Source organism: Acinetobacter sp. YH12046, assembly GCF_013419905.1.
Taxonomy (GTDB): domain Bacteria; phylum Pseudomonadota; class Gammaproteobacteria; order Pseudomonadales; family Moraxellaceae; genus Acinetobacter.
Genome location: NZ_VOZF01000077.1, coordinates 1 through 1,295, shown reverse-complemented (window position 1 = coordinate 1,295; position 1,295 = coordinate 1). Strand labels below are relative to the sequence as shown.

Genomic DNA, 1,295 nt, shown 5'->3' with positions numbered 1-1,295 from the left:
TAATGCCAGTCAGTTAAGCAAATATTAGTAAAATGTAGTAAAAATGAGTGTATGTAAATACGCTCATTTTTTTATGACTTTATCTGAAAATTTAGATTGCACCCTTCAACATTCTTTACCTTCACTTAGCCATTTTAGTGAATTTATTGATTTCAACTGGATTGAGGAAAGTCTGCATCAAACAGGTAAGGCATCAATTAGAAGAAGGAAGTTACCTGCTGAACATGTGGTGTGGCTTGTCATTGGACTCGCTTTATTTCGAAATCAACCTATCGGATATGTCGTAGAACAGCTAAAACTTGTATTTGGTACAACAGAATATTGTGTTCCTAGCGCAGTAGTACAAGCACGACAACGTTTAGGATCAGAACCTTTAAATGCGCTATTTTCTTTACTTAGCCAAGCCTGGTTTGAAGAATCTCAGCAGCAATACTCAAACTTTCACGGTCTGAGTGTGTGCGCTGTTGATGGTGTTGTTTGGTCTATGCCTTATACAGATGAGAATTTTGCACACTTTGGTTCATCTAAAGGAAAAACTGCTGATGCTCCTTATCCACAAGTGAGAGCAACCTGCTTAGTAAATACCGCGACCCATGAAATTATAGATGCTCAAATAGGTAGTATGGATCAAGGTGAACTCACACTGGCAAGCCAATTATCTCCTTGTTCACACAGTATTACCCTATTTGATCGAGCCTATTTCTCTGCAGATTTTCTCATCGGGTGGCAAAAACGTGCAGAAGAAAGTCATTGGCTTATGCGTGCAAAAGATAATTTACGGTATGAGATTGTGGAGCGTAATTCGCAACATGACTTTCATATTAGAATGCCGATATCAACAAGAGCTAAAAAACTTAATCCAGCCTTAGGAGACTATTGGGAGGCACGTCTCATTGAGGTTGAGCAGGCAGGTAAGATTAGACGTTATATCACTTCACTAATAGATTCAAAGAGATATCCATTATTAGCTTTAGCAAAACTCTATGCCCAGCGTTGGGAAATAGAAATGTGTTACCGAGAAATCAAGAGTAACTTACAGGAAGGGAAGCATTTAAGGAGTAAACAACCTGCCTTGATTTATCAAGAATTATGGGGAGTCTTTATTGCCTATAATATTCTAAGAAGACAAATGAAATATATGGCGCAACGTGCAAAAGTCAGTCCTTTGAGAATGAGCTTTCATATTACCTCTATTGCTATCCTTAACCTATTGAAGTTTGATTCTTTGGCTTCCGCAGGTAATTTGCCTAAACATCTAGAAAGTTTAATGGAAAAATCTAAAAGGTATGTTTTAC

The 1,295-nt window shown here is 37.7% G+C and carries 1 protein-coding gene; it reads left to right on the top strand.

Annotated elements, in window-relative coordinates; translation table 11 throughout:
- Positions 1–73: 73 nt before the first annotated feature.
- Positions 74–1,295 (top strand): IS4 family transposase (locus FTU03_RS15985; RefSeq protein WP_179993461.1); only part of this gene is annotated, 1,222 nt, incomplete at its 3' end.